Source organism: Providencia sp. PROV073 (assembly GCF_033688125.1).
Taxonomy (GTDB): domain Bacteria; phylum Pseudomonadota; class Gammaproteobacteria; order Enterobacterales; family Enterobacteriaceae; genus Providencia; species Providencia hangzhouensis.
Genome location: NZ_CP096355.1, coordinates 23,910 through 40,669 on the forward strand (window position 1 = coordinate 23,910; position 16,760 = coordinate 40,669).

Annotated in this window: 11 protein-coding genes; 10 read left to right on the forward strand and 1 reads right to left on the reverse strand. The window is 50.9% G+C overall.

The window, feature by feature from the left end; all coding sequences use genetic code 11:
- The first annotated feature begins 46 nt into the window (after positions 1-46).
- The 10 genes from traA to traN all read left to right on the forward strand — a co-directional run bounded on the left by traA (position 47) and on the right by traN (position 16,024).
- Positions 47-364 carry a TraA family conjugative transfer protein gene (gene traA / locus M1F17_RS21425; RefSeq protein WP_064754699.1) on the forward strand — a complete coding sequence of 106 codons (318 nt, stop codon included), beginning with the start codon at positions 47-49 and terminating at the stop codon, positions 362-364.
- Positions 365-564: 200 nt separating this feature from the next.
- On the forward strand, positions 565-6,051 hold the full coding sequence (locus tag M1F17_RS21430) for an Ig-like domain-containing protein (RefSeq protein ID WP_088212669.1): 5,487 nt from the start codon (positions 565-567) through the stop codon (positions 6,049-6,051).
- Between the two features lie 148 nt (positions 6,052-6,199).
- Complete coding sequence (locus tag M1F17_RS21435; RefSeq protein ID WP_001259346.1) at positions 6,200-6,907, forward strand: DsbC family protein; 708 nt, start codon at positions 6,200-6,202, stop codon at positions 6,905-6,907.
- On the forward strand, positions 6,904-9,351 hold the full coding sequence (gene traC, locus M1F17_RS21440) for a type IV secretion system protein TraC (protein ID WP_088212670.1): 2,448 nt from the start codon (positions 6,904-6,906) through the stop codon (positions 9,349-9,351). The genes M1F17_RS21435 and traC overlap by 4 nt, the downstream gene beginning before the upstream one ends.
- Before the next feature lie 14 nt (positions 9,352-9,365).
- Positions 9,366-9,683: a hypothetical protein gene (locus M1F17_RS21445; RefSeq protein ID WP_000351984.1), complete on the forward strand. Its 318-nt coding sequence runs from the start codon at positions 9,366-9,368 to the stop codon at positions 9,681-9,683.
- On the forward strand, positions 9,680-10,210 hold the full coding sequence (locus tag M1F17_RS21450; protein ID WP_001010738.1) for a S26 family signal peptidase: 531 nt from the start codon (positions 9,680-9,682) through the stop codon (positions 10,208-10,210). Before M1F17_RS21445 ends, M1F17_RS21450 begins: the two co-directional genes overlap by 4 nt.
- Entirely contained in the window at positions 10,173-11,438 is a 1,266-nt protein-coding gene (locus M1F17_RS21455; protein ID WP_088212671.1) for a TrbC family F-type conjugative pilus assembly protein, read from the forward strand. Before M1F17_RS21450 ends, M1F17_RS21455 begins: the two co-directional genes overlap by 38 nt.
- The gene (locus tag M1F17_RS21460) at positions 11,435-12,106 is read left to right on the forward strand and encodes an EAL domain-containing protein (protein ID WP_088212672.1); all 672 of its coding nucleotides are present in this window, start codon (positions 11,435-11,437) and stop codon (positions 12,104-12,106) included. Before M1F17_RS21455 ends, M1F17_RS21460 begins: the two co-directional genes overlap by 4 nt.
- Positions 12,103-13,110 carry a TraU family protein gene (locus M1F17_RS21465; RefSeq protein ID WP_000983282.1) on the forward strand — a complete coding sequence of 336 codons (1,008 nt, stop codon included), beginning with the start codon at positions 12,103-12,105 and terminating at the stop codon, positions 13,108-13,110. The genes M1F17_RS21460 and M1F17_RS21465 overlap by 4 nt, the downstream gene beginning before the upstream one ends.
- Positions 13,111-13,213: 103 nt before the next feature.
- On the forward strand, positions 13,214-16,024 hold the full coding sequence (traN, locus tag M1F17_RS21470) for a conjugal transfer mating pair stabilization protein TraN (RefSeq protein WP_088212673.1): 2,811 nt from the start codon (positions 13,214-13,216) through the stop codon (positions 16,022-16,024).
- Positions 16,025-16,062: 38 nt separating this feature from the next.
- Here traN and M1F17_RS21475 read toward each other — a convergent pair whose 3' ends face one another.
- Positions 16,063-16,704, reverse strand: coding sequence for a hypothetical protein (locus M1F17_RS21475; protein WP_318837464.1), 642 nt, complete (start codon positions 16,702-16,704; stop codon positions 16,063-16,065).
- Between the last annotated feature and the right edge of the window lie 56 nt (positions 16,705-16,760).

The window sequence follows — 16,760 nt, forward strand, 5'->3', positions numbered from 1 at the left end:
GAATGCCTCAAGTAAAAACAACGCACTCTTCCTCTTCCTGGGGTTGATGGTGGTAGCCTTCCTGCTCGTGCCGGATCAGGCCCACGCTGGTACTGGTGGTACAGCGTTTGACGACGTATGGGTAACTCTCAAGGATTGGACCCAAGGTACTTTGGGTCGAATCGTTGCGGGTGCGATGATCCTGGTCGGTGTTGTTGGTGGTATCGCTCGCCAGAGCCTCATGGCTTTCGCTATGGGTATCGGTGGCGGTATGGGCCTGTACAACTCTCCGACCGTAGTGGAATCCATCATGTCTGCTACTCTGGAACATGCAGAGAAGGTCATCCCGGCTGTTGTGCAACTCAGCAATGGCCTGGGGGTGTAAAAGACACCTTGCCGTTAATCAACGGGTGATAGGGGCAGCCTAAAAGCTGCCCTTATTTTTTGGCAAAAAGTCCAGTCATAACAAATTCAAACTATTTCCTTATTTGCTCAAAAAGGGCACTTCCACAGCCCATGTTTATGCACTCCCTCCCGTAACCTCCAGCATTGGGTTCTTGTAACTCAAAACGAATGGAGAATGCGATGATCAATTTCAAGCCTAAAATTCCGGCGATGCTTGGGGCTCTGGCGGTTCTTACCGCTGGTGCTGCTCATGCAGAGCTGCTGGAATACAACTTTAAGGCTCCAGATGGTACGCAACGGTCTCTGACTCCGAATGCCAACTATGCCAACCCAACGGGCAATATCTCGTTTGCCTTGAGTGCCGGTATCGACCGAAAGGTAAAGATTTCGGTGCTTCGGTCGGATGGAACAGTGGTTTCGACAGCGACCAGTCACCTTCTTGGGGCTACTGATCGCATCACAGTGGGTGGAAAATCCTACTATGGTGCGGAACTTCAACTACCAGCTCCAGTTGGTGGGGCATACACTATCAGGGCGGAAATTCTTGCCTCTGATGGTTCTACAGTACAGACGGATGAATATCCCTTTACTGTCGATGTTACATCACCGACATACTCTTCGCTTGCACCTGTTTATGGCGGTTATGGACAGGTCATTAGTGGCGATGTTTGGAAATTAGGTCTAGGTGGTTCTCAGGATAATGCCTTTTTACTATCAGGTATTTCTGATGAGTCACCCATCAAAGGAGTTAAAGCGAAACTCTACCGTCAGGATGGTTCACTCTACAAAGATGTGGCTGTGAATTACGATGACGCAAATGGACAAGCTAGACAGTCTTACCAGTCTGGATTTTTCCCCGATTCGGACTTAGATGAGGTGTTTACACTTCAGTTTGAGATAAGTGATAGCGCTGGGAATAGCTATCTTACGCCTCGCCAAAAAGTGATGTTTGATAACATAGCCAATGCTCCGTCTGCGCCTTTTGGTGTTTATGATCCTTCAAGTACAAACAACTTAGGCCCTGGATTAACCGGATTTGTTGCTTACACTGAGGGCATGACAGTTAAAACTAACCCAATCAAGTTAGCTTGGCGTGTTCCGCGTGATAACTGGCATGAGTACAGAGAAGGTGGGATAAATATGACCAATGCCTTGGGAGAGATGTCCAAGGTAGGAGAAGATGCCAGCTATGTTTATCTCGTCACAACCGCACCTTATGGCAATACTGACGGCAATTATTGGCGTTGGGTGAACTTCGGCCAGTGGGGTGGAGGCGGTATTGCTTATAACCTCACACTCTCTCCATCAGCGCCTAAAAGTCCCAGACTTTTGGGTGTGGACTACAATTACAGTGATATAGGATGGTCTAGTTTTTACCGCTACTGGGTGAACAATTCTGTTCTTCCTGTCACTGTTAGCAGTATCCGTGTCAAAGTTGAACCAAGGCCTTACGTTCAAACTGCCGTTCACATGGGAAGCTGTGAAATTCCTGTTGGTCAAGATAGCTGCGAGATTGCAAATAGCTTCACAATGGCTAAAGGCACAACAGGGTACGTCCACGATAATGCGACAGTTTTCAATCCGGATAAATCTCTTCGCTCGAATCCTCTTTGGGCAGAGGTTAACTGGAACGATCAGCACTACCCTCTGCTAAGTCAGCAGTTCGATCAAAATAGCAAGGTATTTACCTTATTCGTTAACCAGCCAGGACGAGGCGCTTACTTTGATAGGCTGCGTCTGCGAAGTGCATGGATTGAAGATAGCAAAGGCAACAAGCTGTCTCCAACTGGTGGATTAATAGCCAACAACTGGGAGAACTACACTTACCAGTGGGATCTTAAAACTCTCCCTGAGGGGCAATACAGTCTTGTTGCCGCAGCAGAGGAGATGCACGGGCCTTTAACGCGACAACCAATGTTCCAGATAACGTCTGATAGAACGCCACCAACCATGACACTCAGTGTGGCAGATGGAGCAGCTATCCAGACTCTGGATGATGTTGTTATTACCTTGGCTGATGCTATCGACCCTTCACCTAAATTGACCTCTATTGCCCTTGTAGGGGGGCCTGCCAATGACAAGGTGCAGTTGTCTTGGCGTGAGGAGTCGAAAGGTCGATTCCGCCTTGAGTACCCGGTAATGTTCCCTTCTTTGAAGGAAGGGGAATCTTACACGCTGACTGTTTCCGGTGAGGATGCACAAGGCAATGCGGTTCAAAAGGCTGTTGGCTTCGAGTACAAACCTCGTCAGGTAATGCTGGCGGATGGGATGGATGGCAAGGTCATGGTCCCCGCTGTCACTCATGAATTTGTTCATGCAGATGGAAAACGGATCATCGAAACCAAGCCGCTGACGCTCAGTGATGGTGCTGTCGTGACAGGTTCATACGATGTGTTTGCGACCCTACGTTCTGATGCGAAAGTACCGCTGGTGGTTAATGGGGTGCGTATCGAGCCAGGCCAGACAATGGGGATCATGAGCCAACATGATTTCGGTGCGTCAGGTGGTCGTTTGAGCATTCCGGTTAAACCTGCTGTTCCTGATGTGGTCGGCTCTTCCAGCCTTCTTGTCATGACCTCCGCGCCGAACTCACCCATCTTGGTTGTAGACATCAATACCTGGAAAGGGACGGCTAAGCTCTCTGCTGAATCATGGACAATTCGCCAGGTCATTGACCCAGTGAAAATCTATGCCCTGCCAGAGTCGGGTGTGCCTTGCCGGTTCACCACGAAAGAGGATGTGGCTATGGCCGCAGACCCAATTCGTGACCCGGTGTGTTTGCTCCAGTGGGACAGAACTCCAGATGAGGCTGAACAAACTACGCAGGACAACAACGGGATGAAAGTTGCTGGGCTGGTGGGGCAGGCTGTGAGTATTGGTGAACAACCTGTCGAATACAGCCTGTACCTGTTCAGTGGTGACGGTTCCAAGGTAAAAGTTGGTTCTGGCTCTCAGAACCTGACGGTAACTACTGCCTATGGCTCTGTTGGCTACACCCCGATTGATGACATTGCTCAGGTGAATCGCGTCATTGAAGATTTTGATGTGAACTTCAAGCAGAGCAAGGGGCCAGACTGTTCTATAACCCTCAGCGCAGACCGTGCGAAAAAAGAGGCCGCGAACAAGGCTGTTGGTAGTGCAAGCCGTGCCTGTCTGTTCGAGTGGCAGCAGATCCCCGATGGATTGGTCCAAGACCCGTTATCGGAATCACCTTCGCTCTCTGGTTCATTGGCCTCCAACGGCGTTCATCCACTGGGGTGGCGGGTAAGTATTTTCACCCGTAACGGCACTAGAGTGACGTTGAACGACGAGACTTTCAATGTCGAAGCGGTTGACCCACCAGCTCCGACCGTTGAACTAGCCTCCGACTACAACTTCAAAGACAACATCTACTTGGTGCCGATGACAGGTAACTACCTGGGTGATGCCATTATCAACTCTGAACGAGCTGATCTGGATATTGCCATATCGCGCAACTCTGATGTTCTTGAGTCTGAGACCTTCACTCCGGGATGGGGTGCCACCAATAAGGTGTATCGCCGCATCAATACCGATGAGCGAGCGTTGTGGGAGGAGACCACCTACAAGGTGAACGCGGCCTACAACAAGGTGCCTGATGTGAAGACTGAGGTTGTCTACCGGACTATCTCTGCACCTTCTGACAGTATCCGTCCTATCGTTGAAGTTAAAGGTGATACCGCGATTGACACCCAGGCATTGCCGGTTAGGGTTCTCATCCGTGATCAGTACAAACCTGATGGTGACTATGACGCTAACACGATGGGGGTGTGGAAAGTACGCCTGATCCAGCAAAAGGCCTACAACGAGACGGTTGCGCTCACTGATTATGCGGAAGCATCGAACGGTGAAGCTCAGTTCTCAGTAGACCTGTCTGGTGTGGATACTTCCTCCGTCCGTATCGCTGCTGAGGCTGTTCTGGAAAGCCCTGTTGAGGGTTACAACCGCACAGAGTTGTCTATCAGACCTGCCTTCTTGACAATGCTTCGTGGTGGTGCCATCGGTGCTGGCGTGGAGGCTCGCAAGTTGTCTGGTGAAGCTCCGTTCACTGCTGTGTTCAAGCTATCTTTGGACGACCGTCAGGATCTCCGGGCTACCGGCCAGGTTGTATGGGAAACCAGTAAGGACGACGGTAAAACCTGGGAGCAGTTCATCCCAGAAGATCGATACAAGTATCAGCTTGTGAAGACCTTCGACAAGGGGGAGTACCAGGTTCGGGCCAAGGTGGTGAACGTCAACTCAGGTGCGGAAAAGTACACCGAAGCGGTCAGTGTTGTCGCTTACGACAAACCTGATATTGCTGTTATCGGCCCGACCACGTTGTTTGTCGGAAGTGAAGGCAAGTACACAGCGAACCTGACGTTGAACGATGAGCCAATCTCCGGTGGCAATGCCATTGTTGAGTGGTCTACTGACGGTGGCAAAACCTACGCGCAGACAGGGGATAGCATCACGCTTTCGAGCGATGAAGAAACCCGATACCGCCTGTGGGCTCGTGTGCGCTCTGCCACGGCACCGGCTGATGACGGCTATGCCTATGAAGTTGCGAAAACGGCGGTTGACTTCCGAGCAGTGAAGGCACCTCGTCCTTACGTGACAGGGCCGCGAGTTATTGAGACCGGCAAGAAGTATGTGTTCAAAGCCGAAACCAGCCTGCCTTACCGTGGGATGGACGTGAAGCTGAACGGGTTCTTCACGCTGCCTGATGGCTCGATTGTGCAGGGTGATACTGCTGAGTACGAACCCTCTGACACTGACCTCAATCAGGCTACTGTAGAAACGAAGTACACCACCTGGATCGAAGGATACCGAGATCAGGGTGCAGAGGCTTCGCATAGCCTACGCTCCCGCGTTTGGCAGTATGTATGGCCGAGCTTCGGAATGCAGGTTGGGAAGAACGCAGACGTGGCTCCTGCGACGATCACCGCGTCAGTGCGGCCAATTGCCTTCAACGGCAAGTTGGAAGAGCCGACCTACGAGTGGGAGTTGCCGGAAGGCGCTGTGATTCAGGATCAGCGGCAGGATATTGTCCGGTCCTTTGTGATCAATGAGCCGGGTGATTACAACATCAAGGTCACTGTCCGTGATGCTCGCGGCCATGAGACCGTGATCGAGCAACCGCTCAAGATCGGCCAGGCAGCGCCCTATGCCATTGACTTGCAATACTCTGGCTCGAACAAATACGAGCGTGAGCCTCTGGATGTGCTGTTGCGACCGTACATTTCTGGCGGCCACCCACGCGACCGTATTTCGACTCGTGTTTATTCGGTAGATGGTACACCGTTGGAAAGCAGTGGTTACTACGGCAGAGCAACTCTGGGCGCTGGTGAGCACAGCATCAAGCTGAAAATAACCTCAGAAATGGGGCATGAAGCTGAGGGCGAGGTGAACATCAATGTTGCAGAGAACAAGTTGCCTGCATGTAGCCTGAGCTCACGAGAGACCGTTGGGTCGTGGATCGTCTATGCGAACTGCGAAGATACCGATGGCCGCATGAAGTCCTACGAATGGACCATTGCCGGTGAGTTGCAGAGCATCAGCTCTGATCGAGTGACTATCAGCAAGGGCACCTATAAAACGATGCCGACCATCTCTCTGGTTGGGGTCGATGACTCTGGTGGCAAATCCGAAGCTGTTACCATGAACTAAGGTTCATTCCTCTCAAAGCCCGGTTCAGACCGGGCTTTTTTTTGTATCGAGCTGGAATTGTCCAAATTGGGCTATTACAGAGGCGAGTCTATTTCCATCCCCCGGATACACTGCCCAGCATCCAGTAATCCAATCTTAGGGGATAGACATGCGGACAAAATTACTTGGGGCGCTGATGGTGTTCGGGATTATTACCGGCACGGCTCATGCGTCATCGAAATTGGAAATCACCGATCCCAGAGCGGCGAAGATAGAGGACATTGTAGAGCTACCCATCAAAGGGGTTCGAGCCGTCCAAAGTGATGGGCAGATCATGTTCCTCTCTGAAAACGGACGATTTGTTATTTCAGGACAAATCTACGACCTGTGGAGCAAGAAGCCCCTCAACACGATGTCCCAAATGAGGGATGTAGCGGAGCGTATCCACTTCAAGAGCATGGGCATGGATGTGGACACGCTGAACACTGTGTCGATGGGGCGTGGTGACAAAGAGGTGGTGGTCTTTGTTGATCCTAGGTGCGCGGTTTGTCATCAGCTCATGGGTGATGCCAAATCGCTGGTGGATGATTACACCTTTAAATTTATCGTGATTCCAGCTCTGGGTGCTGAGTCCAACCGCCTGGCAAAAAACTTGTACTGCGCGAAAGACAAAACCCACGCGCTCGATGCGCTGATGAACAACACCCTGGGTTCCCTTCCTTCAAAAGAAACCTGCGACCCCGGCCAATACGACCAAACGCTGCTGACAGCTCATTTCATTGGGATTGAGGGCGTTCCGTTCGTTGTTGCTCCGGATGGTCGTGTCAGCAAAGGACGTCCGAAGAACCTGAAATCATGGTTGGAGAGTGCTGAATGATCGTAACCATCAAAAAGAAACTCGAAGAAACGTTGATACCGGAGCACTTGCGAGCTGCCGGGATTATTCCTGTCCTTGCCTATGATGAAGACGATCATGTCTTCCTTATGGATGATCACAGTGCAGGCTTTGGTTTCATGTGCGAGCCCCTGTGTGGTGCCGATGAAAAAGTTCAGGAGCGAATGAACGGTTTCCTGAATCAGGAGTTCCCGTCGAAGACTACGCTCCAGTTTGTCCTGTTCCGCTCCCCGGACATCAATCAGGAGATGTACCGGATGATGGGTTTGCGTGATGGCTTCCGTCACGAGCTGCTGACATCTGTTATCAAGGAACGGATTAACTTCCTCCAGCACCACACGACAGATCGTATATTTGCCAAGACCAACAAAGGTATCTACGACAATGGCTTGATCCAAGACCTCAAGCTGTTCGTTACGTGCAAAGTCCCCATCAAGAACAATAACCCGACTGAAAGCGAACTCCAGCAGCTCGCACAGCTTCGCACGAAGGTCGAATCATCGCTTCAAACCGTTGGTCTGCGTCCTCGCACAATGACGGCGGTGAACTACATCCGGATCATGAGCACCATCCTGAATTGGGGGCCGGATGCTTCATGGCGACATGACTCTGTGGATTGGGAGATGGATAAGCCCATCTGCGAGCAAATCTTCGATTACGGCACCGACGTGGAAGTCAGCAAGAATGGCATCAGGCTGGGTGACTACCACGCGAAAGTCATGTCAGCGAAAAAGCTGCCTGACGTTTTCTACTTTGGTGATGCGTTGACCTATGTCGGGGATCTCAGCGGCGGCAATTCCAGCATCAAAGAAAACTACATGGTCGTGACCAATGTTTTTTTTCCTGAGGCAGAAAGCACGAAAAACACTCTGGAGCGCAAACGCCAGTTCACTGTAAACCAAGCCTACGGGCCGATGCTCAAATTCGTGCCGGTGCTGGCGGACAAAAAGGAGAGCTTCGACACTCTCTATGAGTCCATGAAAGAGGGGGCTAAGCCAGTCAAGATCACCTACTCGGTGGTTTTATTTGCTCCAACCAAAGAACGTGTTGAAGCGGCGGCGATGGCCGCACGAAACATCTGGCGTGAATCTCGGTTCGAGCTGATGGAGGACAAGTTCGTTGCTCTGCCGATGTTCCTCAACTGCCTGCCATTCTGTACCGACCGGGATGCAGTGCGAGACCTATTCCGCTACAAGACCATGACAACCGAGCAGGCTGCTGTGGTCCTGCCGGTGTTTGGGGAATGGAAGGGGACCGGGACCTATCATGCAGCGCTGATTTCCCGCAACGGCCAGCTCATGAGTCTGTCTCTTCACGACAGTAATACCAACAAGAACCTGGTGATCGCAGCCGAATCCGGCTCGGGTAAATCGTTCCTTACCAACGAACTGATTTTTTCCTACTTGTCCGAGGGGGCTCAGGTCTGGGTTATTGATGCCGGTAAGTCCTACCAGAAGTTGTCGGAAATGCTCAATGGCGACTTCGTTCACTTTGAAGAAGGAACGCACGTCTGCCTCAACCCGTTTGAGCTCATACAGAACTACGAGGACGAAGAAGACGCGATAGTCAGCCTCGTTTGTGCGATGGCTTCGGCTAAGGGCTTGCTGGATGAATGGCAAATCTCTGCGTTGAAACAGGTCCTTTCTCGCCTGTGGGAAGAGAAAGGTAAAGAGATGAAGGTTGACGACATCGCTGAGCGCTGCCTGGAAGAAGAAAATGACCAGCGCCTCAAGGATATTGGTCAGCAGCTCTACGCCTTTACGTCGCAGGGCAGCTACGGGAAATACTTCTCTCGCAAGAACAACGTCAGCTTCCAGAACCAGTTCACTGTACTGGAGCTCGATGAACTGCAAGGGCGTAAGCACTTGCGTCAGGTTGTACTACTCCAGCTTATTTACCAGATCCAACAAGAAGTATTCCTGGGTGAACGTAACCGCAAGAAAGTCGTCATCGTGGATGAGGCCTGGGACCTGCTCAAAGAAGGCGAGGTCTCGGTCTTCATGGAACATGCCTACCGCAAATTCCGTAAGTACGGTGGCTCCGTTGTCATTGCAACGCAGTCCATCAACGACCTCTATGAGAACGCAGTGGGCCGCGCCATCGCGGAGAACTCGGCCAGCATGTACTTGCTCGGCCAAACCGAAGAAACCGTGGAATCTGTTAAACGTAGCGGTCGTCTGACCCTTTCAGAGGGCGGGTTCCACACCCTCAAGACGGTACACACCATCCAAGGCGTGTACTCAGAAATCTTTATCAAATCGAAGAGCGGTATGGGCGTCGGTCGCTTGATAGTGGGCGACTTCCAGAAGCTACTTTATTCGACCGATCCGGTGGACGTTAACGCCATCGACCAGTTTGTGAAACAAGGCATGAGCATACCTGAGGCAATCAAGGCCGTAATGCGAAGCCGTCGGCAGGCTGCATAACCAGGGAGACAGTAATGGACATTAAATCAATCGCAATCGCCGCCATTCTCGGTGCCGCTGGTGGCTTCGGCGGTAGCTACTACGTGATGAGTGAACAAACGGCAAGCATCCATCAGCGTTTGAATCAAACCCCGCCAGTGGTCGTGGTTGACTTCGCTAAAGTGGCGTCGGCGTATCCCGCTGGTGCCTCTCAGGAGGAAGTTGAAAGGCTGATGGTCAAGACCAATGACGCAATTTTGAAGTTGAAAGACGCAGGTTATTTGGTCCTTGACGCAAGTGCTGTCGTCGGGGCTCCAAGTGACGTGTACCTCCCTGATGAGGTGCTGAAATGAATTTTCCACTCAAGAAGTATTTCGTCAAAAAGGAATCCTGGAAGCGCTTCGGGGTTAAGGCTGGTGTGACACTACTGGTTCTTTGGGCTGCTGGTGCGGCCTTTGCCAGCCGCTACCGTATTGGCATTGATCCACAACAGGAGAAGTGCCTGCCGGGTTACACCTTCTTCCTCATTGATCTGAACGACCAAACTCTGGAGAGGGGAGCTGTTTACGCCTTCCAAGCCAAGAACATGCAGCCTTTCTACAAGGACGGGACTCGCATGGTCAAAATCCTCACCGGTATGCCGGGGGATAAAGTCGAGATCAACGATAAGTGGAAGATCACCGTCAATGGTGATGTCGTCGGAGAGGGGCTCCAGCTCGCAGGGAAACTACATCTGCCAGAGAGCCACTTTTACGGCAAGACCACGCTGAAAGAGAACAACTACTGGTTTATGGGCAAAAGCCCATTCAGCTTCGACTCACGTTACTGGGGGACTGTGAAAAATGATCAGATCATTGGCCGCGCATATCCCCTGTTCTAAGAGCGTTCTGGTGGCGTTGATGTTCTCTGTGGCTGGCGGGGCATACGCTCAAGAGTCTCCGCTCACAGAGCAGGATAAGGCGCTTATTGAGCAAGGAAAGCAAATTGCCCAAAAGACCCAGAAGATGGAAATGCCATCTCTGTTGCAAAACCAACACATGGACGAGGCTCAGGCCGAAGCCAAGGCATTTTTCAAGCAGCTCCAAACTACTAACCCAACGCTCAAGGAGATGCACCGGAAACAGGCTGAAAAGGGCATCTACTCTGACCATCGGATACTGGTTTTCGCCTCGTTGTCTCTTGGCGAACAGGGGTTAGATGACGTCCTAACGGCGGTGTCAGGCCAGCCTGATTCTGTAATTGTGTTCCGTGGCATCCCGGAAGGAATGAACTTGGGGCAGGGAGTTAAAGCTATTCAGGCGCTCGCGGCCAAAAAAGACCCAGTGCCGAACATCATCATCAACCCTACGTTGTTCAAAACGTACAACATCACAGCCGTTCCCACGATTGTGATGCTGGAGGATGAGCCGCTGCCTGGCGAACAACCAAACGTCGTCGCCCAGGTATCCGGGTTGTCCGACCCGCTATGGTTGGCTCGGGAAGTGGATAACGGAGAAAAAGGCGATCTCGGCGTTAAGGGGCCGGTGGAGAAAATCAGTGAGCCAGACCTTATTGATGTTGCCAAGAAACGCCTTGCCAATATCGACTGGGAAGAGAAGAAGAAACAGGCTATAGAGCGCTTCTGGACCAAGCAGAATTTCAATGAGCTGCCCAGAGCGCCAAAATCTCGAACACGAGAAATTGACCCTAGCGTCATGATCACCAGTGACATCAGCACTCCGGATGGCACTGTGTTCGCTCACGCGGGTGACGTGATCAACCCATTGTGCGATCCGAAGGAAGTTTGCAAGCCTGGAACGCGGCCATTTACCCAAGCGGTCGTAGTTTTCGACCCTCTGGATAAAAAGCAAATGGAACTACTCGCCAAGAAGCTGCCTGAAATCAAGCTGGAGCCTGGCGTACAACGGATCACCTATATCGCCACAGAGTTCGACAAAGACAAAGGCTGGGATTCCTACAAGAGTGTCACCGACAACTTTGACGCGCCGGTATATCTGCTGACGCCAGATCTGATTACCCGGTTCGAGCTGGAGCACACACCGAGCGTCATTACTGCCAGAGGCAAGAAGTTTGTTGTCCGCGAACTTGCTGAGGAGGGCGGTGAATGATTTTTGCCCCGGCTTTCCAACCAATTAAAGACGTCGGCACAGGTTCGTTTGTCGCTGCTGAGGTACTGGCTCGTTGGTACGACGAAGGCCGGGTTCTTACACCATCCTCTCTGTCATCTCCTCCTTATTGGGGACTGGTGGATATGGAGATGGCACGGTTCGTTCAGGACAACCTTCATTATTGCTTGGATCTGTACCCGGCTCTCTTTCTGAATGTCTCCGAACAAACTTTGCAATCAGACGTCATCTTCAAGGCGTGGTGTAGGGTTGTCCGCGACATTGCTAAAAATCACTCATCACGGCTTGTCATCGAGATTACAGAGGGCATTCAGGACGCCTCTCTCGCATCGAGATGGGAGGCTCTGACCGAAATAGGGGTTGAGCTGGCGCTGGATGACTATGGAGACAAAAACTCTTCTCTGGATCGCCTGAGCCGTTATGACTGGCACTATTGCAAGTTTGACGCGAGAAGACTGCGGTCGCTTGAAGACTACCCGGCCATCCTCCACTGCCGCCGAAAAGGCATACAGCTCATTGCTGAGCAGGTGGAGAGCTTCCCATTGGGGGAGAACGCCAAATTACTTGGACTGTCATGGCAACAAGGTTTCTATCACGGGAAGCCTGCTGTCATGGAGAAAAATTTGAATTACGTAAAGGCCTTACCATGATGCAAAAAATTCTACGGATCATGGCCGTTAGCGCGGTCTTTTGGGTTGGTTCGGTATCGGCTGACCCTGGGTGCCAGAATGCGGAAGTGATCGGCGGAAAACTGATTACTGACATCTGCTGGAGCTGTATTTTCCCTATCAAAGTAGCAGGGGTTCCTATAAGTGGTGGAGGCGGATCATTCCCGAGTGAAGCCGTAAGCAACCCTCTGTGTATGTGCGAGGATAATCTAGGGGTCCCTCGGCCTGGAGTCACCACTTCTATGTGGGAGCCAGCACGGCTCGTTGAATTTCAGAGAGTGCCTGGCTGCTCATCAGTCTTGAATGGTGTCAGGTTCCCGTTTGATAGGACTAACCAAGGGCATCATGGCATGGGAGACATGGATGGTGGTGATGGTTCTTTTATGCACTATCACTACTATGCGTTTCCTCTGTTGGTGATGCTCGATTTATTTATTAAGCAGACCTGTAATGCTGATGGGTATATGGATCTCGACATCATGTACATGTCGGAGCTCGACCCGACCTGGAACAATGATGAGCTCGCTTTTTTTACCAATCCAGAGGCGGCGGCAGTAGCAAACCCAATTGCGGCGGCTGCGTGTACTGCTGATGCTGTCTCATCAACCGCTGGAAAACCTTTAAAACAGCTTTTCTGGTGTGCTGGTTCATGGGGCACCCTGTATCCATTTAGTGGCAACCAGAATGGTGGAAAAGGTGTTATCCGCGATAGCAGTCTTCTTAGCACAAGGGTTCTGGCTGCTTTGCATCGCCGGGGGTTAGCGTGGAAGACAATGGGTTCTGAGGCTATGTGTAGAGGCGTTATTAGCCCAACACTACCCAAAACGCAGTACAAATTCACGCTATTGCATCCGGTTCCAGAGACAAACTCATCTCACGTAATTGGCGAATCCACTCTTACGTGGGGTCTGGCGCGAACTATACCGGCAATTGGGCAAGACCCTATTTACACCATCTGGCGATGGAATGATTGCTGTAACAATTGAGCAGACCCTAACGAATTTGCACGGGCATTTTAGATTATGCCCCAAAAGGGCCACTACACGTACAGGTGGCCCTTGTCTTCTCAGATAGCATGGGAAGGTTGAAATGGAGAACACAATGCGAAGTCATAATTACTTTATGAAAGCTGTGGCCTCGCTGTTGACAGTAACCATGTCTGCGCTGCCGATACATTCCTACGCTAACGGTAGCCAAGACCAGGACATCACAGCGGTGGGTAAAGAGGCCCAGGCTTTCGGACAAAACCTCTCAAACTCATTCAAGTCGAGCTCGGGGACTGTGCAAGATGGCACAATCTCTATGCCGACGTTGAAAGACGGTCAATTCCAAATGAACGGGGGGAGTCAGATTAATGTCAATGATCTATTCCCCGGAACGAGCGGGACCAACAATAAACCTGATAGTTATTACTTCCCTGATGCCAATAAACCTGATGTGGGCGGTCTGCAAGGCATTTACGACTCTGGCGATGACATGGACAGCGTGGGGAATAATGCAAAAGGGTCGCTGTGGAGTGATGCCAATAGTGCTAATCCATCAATTTCTGGTGCGGCATACAAGGTTCTTCTCGATGCCTCTAATCGATCACGCCCTGATTTCAGTAATGACCCGGTACTAAATCTAAGCAAAAAGACCTATGAGGATATGGACCTCATCGCAGGTGGCTTTGGGGATTGTTCTGCCGAAACAACCATCAATCAGAATACTATCAACGCCCACATTCCAGAGTATGAACGGTGTCAGCGTGTTGTAGATCAAAGCGCGGACTGTGAGGTTGTCCATGACTACGACGCCTCTGTGGTGAAGCACTATGATGGCCCATACAACCTCAAGTCCTGTGGTGACGGATGCACGGAACTCTGGATTGGTAAGGTTGGGGACGATTACTGGTCCGGTAACTGTAAAATCTATGAAGAGTACACAAGAGTCCAGGTTAGTAACCCGGATGCTATCGTTTCCGCAACACTTGAATATGTTAAGTGGGATGATTACATGCAAGTGTGGGTCGGTAAGTCCGGCCAAGAGACTAAAGTGTGGTCTGGCCCAGATGGCAACTTCCCTCCAGAAACAGCCGGTAGATGTGAGCTCTCCACGAGTTGGGAGCGAAACCCTAATGTTGATGTCACTCCCTATTTTAAGAACGTGAAAGATGGTGATGTTGTTACATTCAAGATCCGTGTTTCAGTGACCGGTGAAGGTGAGGGTTTTGGCCGCATAAAACTCCGCTATGACCCATCGAAAGCCATTACCAAGGATGAGTGGGCTCCACAGAGCTGCATGGATTCAGCCAAAGGGGTGGTAGATGGTTTTGCGGAAGGCGAGATCACATGTATAGATGACCCGACTGATGCTACTGGCTGCACAGTCATCAATGGGATCAAAGTTTGCGAATCTCAACTCAAGCCGTCACCTTTGCCTGGTATTCCCAAACTATGCAAAAAGGTTCGAGTTAAAGCTGACTATGACTTCTATAAGGGGCAAATGGACTGCTGGACAGACCCTCAAGGTGAAACGCACTGTCCGGTAAACACGGGCGGGAATCTCGATAGCTGTCAGAAATATGAAGAAAACCCTCAGTGCGGCTTCATCAGTTCCAAATGTGTTGATGGTGCTCAGGGAAGTTCTGGTACGTGCTACGTCCACGAGGATACTTATGACTGTGGTACAGATGTTTCTGTTCCGACCTTGGAAAAGGAAACTGAGTACCAGTGCGGTGGGCCTATACGCTGCATGGGAGATGACTGCCTTGATTTGACCAAAACACAAAGCACTGATTTTGCTCGCGCTACTGCGTTGCTCAATGCAGCCCAATTCATGACGCAGGATATGAGCTGCACAGGCCAAGATGGGGATGACAATCCTACCGGGGATGAAAACGTTATTTGCTCTGCTTTTGCAGGGGAAGCTGGCGAATGCAAGATAGCTGTTGGGGGAGTTTCTGATTGCTGTGAAAAGCCAACCAATATATCTCTTGCCGATTATCTGACCCTAATAATGGCCGTTCCAAAGCTCGATGGCGCAGTGATGGGGCTGACTGATGGTAATGCGCTTAAAGGGGCTTATCAGGTACTTAGGGAACCTGCCCTTCAAGGGTGGACAGAAGTCACAAAACCGTTCACAAGTTATATAGAGAACGTTTCAGGTGCTGTTGATTCGTTCTTTCAGCCTGTAGAGCAGTTTGTTGATCAACTCATTGACCAACTCAAAGAGCAAGTCAAAGAAGTGATGATGGATGTCATGAAATCAGCAGGCCAAGATGCAGCAACAGAGCAGGCGGCTGCCGCAGCATCTGAACAAGCTGCCGAAGCGATGATGGAGACTGCGACAACATGGCTTAGCACTGCCATGACGATATATACCGTCTATGTCGTTGCGATGGTGATGATCCAGATGATTTATAAGTGCGAGGAAGAAGAGTTCACTATGAACGCCAAAAGAGCGCTCAAGAATTGCACCTATGTAGGCTCTTATTGTAAATCTAAGGTGTTAGGTGCTTGTATTGAAAAAAGAGAAGCGTATTGCTGCTTCAATTCTCCGCTCTCTCGTATTATACAAGAACAGGTTCGCCCTCAATTGGGGCAGAACTTTGGAGACCCAAAAAATCCTCAGTGTGAAGGGATTCCACTAGATAAAATTGCCGAAATTGATTGGAGCAAAATTAATTTGGATGAGTGGCTTGGGATATTACAGCAGAACGGTAAATTCCCTGATCCGGCCTCAATAAATCTCGACTCGCTGACTGGAGCAGGGAATGACTTCAATATTGACGGGACGCGGAAGAATGCTCAGGAAAGGGCGTTGGAGCGGTTGGAAGGGATTGATATTGACGCGAAGCGAAAAGAGGCGACAAACAGCATAGACCCTCAAACAGGCGCGCCAACTGGTGGTGGTGGATAAAAAAAGGGGCCTTTCGGCCCCTTTCTCATGTAGATTGATTACGCTTCTGGGTAAACAAATAGCTCTGCTTTTCCCTGATCAAGAAGGTAAGGGAAAGCAACTTTTTCGCCATTATCCAGCTCAACCGATTTTGGAGCAAGGTAGAGGTAGGCCCAAGCTGGTAGCTGTTTGCTAATAGCTGCGTAGATCGCTTGCTGAGGAGCATGGCTTGCCGCCCCATTACCGACATTCACAAAGTTGTATGCGGTCTCATGGCCTGATGTGAAGGCATACGCTGTACCTTGAACGCCAGAGACAAAATTAGGAGCTGACCCTAGGCGAGGCTCCACGATTTTCACCTTAACGGAACACATGTCAGCTACCTTACTTTGTCCGTTCACCCACGTCGGGCAACCCCATTCATTCTTGTAGAACTGATAGGTTAGGCGACCGTCTTTGTCATACAGAAGCGTGAAATTGGCACCCAAATCAGTCAGCGCTGACTCAATGGAAACTTTCACATGTGAAAGAAATTTGGCCTGAGCGTCTACCGGTGAAACTGCTTCGTTACCAGGCATCCAAGCGATCAAGCTATTGCGAGCGCCATGCTGTTTGGGGCCGATAGCCCAGTTCGCAAGGTTGACCAAGCCACCTTGCCAGTCGGTCATTCCGAGCTGAGGTGACATGTAGCCAGACAGCACGTAGGCTGCCCCAAACGTTTTGGTGTCGGTCAGACGCTCCAGCTTGTCACGCGGAA

Excerpts from the sequence above, each read along its gene's own strand:
- traA (WP_064754699.1), top strand. The coding sequence starts at position 47 with ATGGTGGTAGCCTTCCTGCTCGTGCCGGATCAGGCCCACGCTGGTACT.
- M1F17_RS21430 (WP_088212669.1), top strand. The coding sequence starts at position 565 with ATGATCAATTTCAAGCCTAAAATTCCGGCGATGCTTGGGGCTCTGGCG.
- M1F17_RS21435 (WP_001259346.1), top strand. The coding sequence starts at position 6,200 with ATGCGGACAAAATTACTTGGGGCGCTGATGGTGTTCGGGATTATTACC.
- traC (WP_088212670.1), top strand. The coding sequence starts at position 6,904 with ATGATCGTAACCATCAAAAAGAAACTCGAAGAAACGTTGATACCGGAG.
- M1F17_RS21445 (WP_000351984.1), top strand. The coding sequence starts at position 9,366 with ATGGACATTAAATCAATCGCAATCGCCGCCATTCTCGGTGCCGCTGGT.
- M1F17_RS21450 (WP_001010738.1), top strand. The coding sequence starts at position 9,680 with ATGAATTTTCCACTCAAGAAGTATTTCGTCAAAAAGGAATCCTGGAAG.
- M1F17_RS21455 (WP_088212671.1), top strand. The coding sequence starts at position 10,173 with ATGATCAGATCATTGGCCGCGCATATCCCCTGTTCTAAGAGCGTTCTG.
- M1F17_RS21460 (WP_088212672.1), top strand. The coding sequence starts at position 11,435 with ATGATTTTTGCCCCGGCTTTCCAACCAATTAAAGACGTCGGCACAGGT.
- M1F17_RS21465 (WP_000983282.1), top strand. The coding sequence starts at position 12,103 with ATGATGCAAAAAATTCTACGGATCATGGCCGTTAGCGCGGTCTTTTGG.
- traN (WP_088212673.1), top strand. The coding sequence starts at position 13,214 with ATGGAGAACACAATGCGAAGTCATAATTACTTTATGAAAGCTGTGGCC.